General features: G+C 37.0%; 4 protein-coding genes and 1 pseudogene. 1 reads left to right on the top strand and 4 read right to left on the bottom strand.

The features are described from left to right. Positions 1 to 52: 52 nt before the first annotated feature. Positions 53 to 2,524: a CHAT domain-containing protein gene (locus HWQ42_RS17380; RefSeq protein ID WP_292814325.1), complete on the bottom strand. Its 2,472-nt coding sequence runs from the start codon at positions 2,522 to 2,524 to the stop codon at positions 53 to 55. 52 nt (positions 2,525 to 2,576) lie between these two features. Beyond that, positions 2,577 to 3,107: pseudogene (locus HWQ42_RS17375) on the bottom strand (filamentous hemagglutinin N-terminal domain-containing protein); the annotation flags it as partial. 208 nt (positions 3,108 to 3,315) lie between these two features. Here HWQ42_RS17375 and HWQ42_RS17370 point away from each other — a divergent pair. Then, complete coding sequence (locus HWQ42_RS17370; protein ID WP_292814322.1) at positions 3,316 to 4,107, top strand: class I SAM-dependent methyltransferase; 792 nt, start codon at positions 3,316 to 3,318, stop codon at positions 4,105 to 4,107. Between the two features lie 215 nt (positions 4,108 to 4,322). Here HWQ42_RS17370 and HWQ42_RS17365 read toward each other — a convergent pair whose 3' ends face one another. Further along, a complete protein-coding gene (locus HWQ42_RS17365) occupies positions 4,323 to 4,565 on the bottom strand; it encodes a hypothetical protein (protein WP_292814320.1) in 243 nt (80 codons plus the stop codon). 58 nt (positions 4,566 to 4,623) lie between these two features. Then, the gene (locus tag HWQ42_RS17360; RefSeq protein WP_292814318.1) at positions 4,624 to 4,902 is read right to left on the bottom strand and encodes a DUF1186 domain-containing protein; all 279 of its coding nucleotides are present in this window, start codon (positions 4,900 to 4,902) and stop codon (positions 4,624 to 4,626) included. Positions 4,903 to 4,933: the final 31 nt, after the last annotated feature.

Genomic DNA, 4,933 nt, shown 5'->3' with positions numbered 1-4,933 from the left:
AATTTTTACTCCAGCTTTTTATTATCCCATGTTATTTATATTAAGGATGAGTCTAATAATAAGCCTTCTTATATTTAGGATTTGACAGTAAACTCAATTGTGCCTGACGTAGTGCTTCTGCTTTTGGCAAGCCATTGTTCAAACCTTTATAAAATTCTTGCATAAGCAAAGCGGTAGAATCGGCATCCACGCGCCACAAAGTAGCAACAGTACTACGCGCACCTGCGGTAGCAGCCATTCCTGCAATACCCATTGCTGACTGCTTGTTGCCTTTAGCTGTTTCGCAGGCGCTGAGAACAAGTAACTCAATTGCATCTTGACTATTTTCAGTTTTACTTCTGATTAAGCTGTCAAAGTCTCTAATATTAATTAGCTTGTCATAGGCAACCAGTACTGTTTTGAGTGGGTCAGAACTAAATTGACCGTGGGTAGTAATATGTACAATAGGAAAATTATTTTGAGTTAGTTCTTCTTTGAACCTATTAAGGGTAAACTTCTTGTCTAACAAGGCGACTGACGATTTAGTTTGTTCTTCTACATTTTTTATTTCTTGTTTAGATGGGAGCAAACTCTCCATATTTTTAGGTGCATTTGGATCTGTATAACTGGGGCTAAATTTTGATAGTCCAGCTATTAAAGCTATCATCTGGTTTTGATGTAAGACTCTAGGCTGTCTAATTCTAGAACCTAAAGTTTCTGCAATACTGTAACGCTCTATTAGATAATGTTTTCCATCATACAACAATGCCATTGGTATGCTTTGGAAAGATTTGTCTAAAGTGAATACGAGTGTTCCTGATGTGGGTAGATATGTTTGAATTGGTGCAATTAGCTTTTCATAAATTTCTTGAGAAGAAGTAGTAATGTTACTTTCGCCTACTTCAGAAAATTTTTCATTTTGTAAAGCTTCTAAAAGATGATCTATCTGGAATCGAACTAGTTTAGATTCAATAGAATGGTGATGAAGTGAGCCATCTGTTGACTGAGCAATTACTTCTATAGTATCCCCTAAATCAATAATGTGAATTACTGTTGGGGCGCTCTTGAGGTTCTGAAGCTGATTCAAAGCAACAAGGTCAAGCTTGCCACATCTGAGAAAGTTTTCTAAGCGTGCTATCTGCAATCCTTCGTTTATCTGTATTACTCTTTTTAGATCAGGATTAGGTGATGTTAAGAGTAATCGCATATAATTACGATATGTGGGCTCCATTTCTGACTGAAAAGAGAACTGCAAATCTCCGTTAGTTGACAAAAGACTATCACGCACTTCAGTCATGTTTGCGATCGCAGCATTATAGTTCTGAATCGCTAACTCAGTTTTTCCCTGCTTTTGGTAAATTAGTCCTAACTGCTGCTGCCATTGGTAGGCGATATCCCAAGCCCGAATTGATTGAGCGAATCCTAAAGCCTTCTTAAAATATGCCTGTTTTTGTTCTGTTTGAGTTGATAATTTGCCCAAAGTACCAAAACTATAGGATAACCATCGGATACTATTAATAGTTTCAGCCATTTTTAATGCTAATTTAGCATATCGAATCGCTACTGATTTCAATTGTTCATCTGGGATCTGGTTGAGGTTATTAGCAAAATTCAACCGAGCATGAATAGATGGCTCAGGTGATAACTCCAAAAAGGCAGAAGAATTTTCATCTATTTGATTTACCAATACTCGGATCTGTTGATTAACTTTCTGATGAAGGTTCGCTTGATTTTGTTGATGACCGAGCCATTGTTCCCAACTGATCAGTAAAGTTAAGTGATTCAACTGAGCTTGCAGTTTAGCTGATTTGGAAATATTTGGGATGTTTTCTAGTGTTTGATAATACCAGAGTGATTTTTGCGCTTTTTGTGGAATAATGTTAGCAATCTGCTCTCGAAAAAGTGGTTCCTCTATCCAAGAATATTTATCTTGCAATTGCTGATAAATTGACTGTTCGATATTACCCAGAGACAGATAAATTCCACTAATCTTTGATGAGGATACAAGTTTTGCCAGCGTTAATGTTTCTTGTAGAACTGTTTCCGATTCATTTAACTTACCTAAAATCCGCAAGACTTCTCCTAGATTCTGTAATCCAAGCAAATTAACTGATGTTGGTTTCTGCTTACCGATTACTGCCATCAGTTGCTCTTTTTGAGCAAGAGCAGGTTGCTGCAAAGTCGTGTCGCAAATACCTAGAATTGTATTCAACTTTAAAGCTTCTAAAAGTGTATTGCAAGCTTGTTTATGTAATCCTAATGCTTGAAAAGCAAGGTTTTGATTAATCAGGCTTTCCGTAATTCCCTCTTGATCGTTTAGTTGACGATAAATTTTCGTAGATTCCTGCCAAGTTTTTAAAGCTTCATTCGCCTGATCTAGAGCTAATTGTTCGTGACCTGAAGAAGTCAGGGATACCGCTTGATTTTTGAGAAATTCTTTTTCTTTTTTTACAGTCTGGGCAGGGGAAGATGATTGAATTAAAATTAGAGACAGCCCTAGAATGCCTGAAAAAAGATATTTAAAGCAACATTGAGGTGAGATCATTTTTATATCTTTTTACCACTGAGATCCTGAAAAACAAGAACTTGCAGACGACGCGAATATTTCCAGGATTTGTCCCAAATCCTAATCCCACAGGCGCGCTCACTGTCAACAACGGTTCTGCACCACTAAGGGGTTTAGCATCGAAGGAGATGCCATCAGCAAATTTAATATTACTAGCAGTAGTGCCGAAAAACGAGCCGCCAATGTTCAGTGAAGCATTCGGCCCAAAAATAATCCCATTGGGATTAATAAGAAATACGTTGGCTATGCCGTTAGCTCGAATTAAACCATCAATATTAGATATTGAGCTACCCGTCACTCTTGTCAAAATGTTTTGGATGTCTGGGGCATTTTTGAAGTAGACTGCGTTTCCTGTGGGTACAGAAAACTGTCCAAAGCTATGGAACAAATTGCTTCCAACTTGGGTTCCTCCCGTTATCGCACTGGTATTATTACTCTCTCGTGTGACGCTGGAGTTGACTCTTAGGGTTGCATCGGGAACAATTTGTGCCGCAATTGGCTCCCAAGGCAATAGACAAAACAAACTACTGCCCTTAATAAGCCAGGATAAAGCTTTTGTCATAAATCATGGTAAAAGTTTCTCGGTTGGTCTCTGAATTATTTTTAGTACAGACTTGCACCCTGCACCCGAATGATTACCAATTATACAGATTAATAGTAGCGGTAGCGTCTTGTCAAATTGGATTGGAGACAGAGGCTTTTTCTCTAGTGGTAAAACTGTTAATATTTTCTAAAATCCGAGCGAAAGCGATCGGGAGCAAAATACGTTTGTGGATTTATCAGTGATGAACAGAAAACGTAGTGAGTCCTTTAATGAAGTTGCAGAAATCTATGATGCAGCACGCCCTAGCTATCCATCTCAATTGATTGAAGATGTAATTGAGATGGCTAATCTTCCAGATTCAGCTTCAATTTTAGATATTGGAACAGGGACAGGTAAGGGAACTGTTCCTTTTGCTGAAAAGGGCTATGCTATCTGCTGTTTAGAGCCAGGTGAAAGACTGATTGCAATAGCATCTCAAAATATGCGTTTATATCCAAAGGTGACATTTGAGACAGTTACTTTAGAGGATTGGAATTTACGCCCAAAAGCCTTTGATTTAGCAATATCTGCTCAAGCTTTTCATTGGGTAAATCGTGAAAAAGGGTATCCAAAAGTTGCACAAGCTTTAAAAGAAAAAGGTTATATTGCGTTTTTTTGGAATTTCTCTATTTTACCCGATACTTCAATATTTCAGGCGCTCAAAGAAAAGTTTCAAAAATATGTACCTACAATATCTAATGCTAAACCATCCTCAGTTGAATCACTAATAAAAAAAAGAGAAAACTGGATATTAAATAGTTTTTGTTTCAAAAACCTAGTGGTCAAACAATATCCTTGGTCTATTGATTATGATGCAGAGCGATATCTAGGTCTTTTGAAAACTCAAACTGCTTATCAAGAATTTACTGAAACTGAAAAGCAGGATTTCTCTGATGCTATTATACAGATATTAAATGCTCATGGGGGATATGTTACTAAACCCTATTTATCGGTTCTTTTGTTTGCTCAAAAAATTTAAATAAGCCCTTTCATTCTAAATAAAACTCAATATCGAGTGTGGGTTATAACTCATCTCAAACCCGATACGGAAAAACTACGGGTTTCAACCTAGATGAGATTTATATAGTCGCCCCCAATGCAATACCCGCCGTCAAATAATCAAGCATTAGCCGTTGTTTTACCCGTGTGTTGAAGAGGGTATTTTCTAGAATAAGCTGAAATTGAAGTCAGTTGTCACAAGTCAGAATTGAATTCAGGTTCCTGACTTCTGAAGTCTTTCTTGTTAACTGTGGTATTGTACTGATTTTCGTCAAAGTATTCTTTCATCAGTGCAATAAATAACTCGTTGTATGAAAGCAGTAAGCGATCGCAAAGAGGCAAGAAAGGTGGGCAACATTGGCTCTTGAAAGCACTGCCATTGTTTAGTTGTAACCAACAAAGTAAGGAATTAAGTTTTGGAGTTTCTTGAAATTTCAAATTTTTCTTGTAGCCAAAAGCTAAATAATTGGCAAGTAATCAAGCTTTTATTCAGTTTTTAAAATGTTTCTGCGTGAAAACAACCCCAACCTTTCATTTCTGAGATTACATCGTTAATGAAAGTGTAACGATAATTATCGCGCAGTTTTTTCATAGCTACTTCTATTCCTAACTGAAAGCTGGCATTTACATCTTCTTGGTCAATAAAAAACCGCTCAACAAAATCTTGCTCAAATGCTTTATCAATTTTTTCCTTAAGTTCAACCGCGCCAAGTTCTGTGCTATTAATAACTAGCATAGTCCATGTATAATCCAGAAATGTTGAATACTGATACAAAACTTTACATAGATAGTTACACTAACTCTAA

The organism is Nostoc sp. JL23 (genome assembly GCF_017115065.1).
GTDB lineage: Bacteria > Cyanobacteriota > Cyanobacteriia > Cyanobacteriales > Nostocaceae > Nostoc > Nostoc punctiforme_A.
Note: the sequence above shows the minus strand (reverse complement) of the source record. Positions and strands in the feature narration are given on the sequence as shown.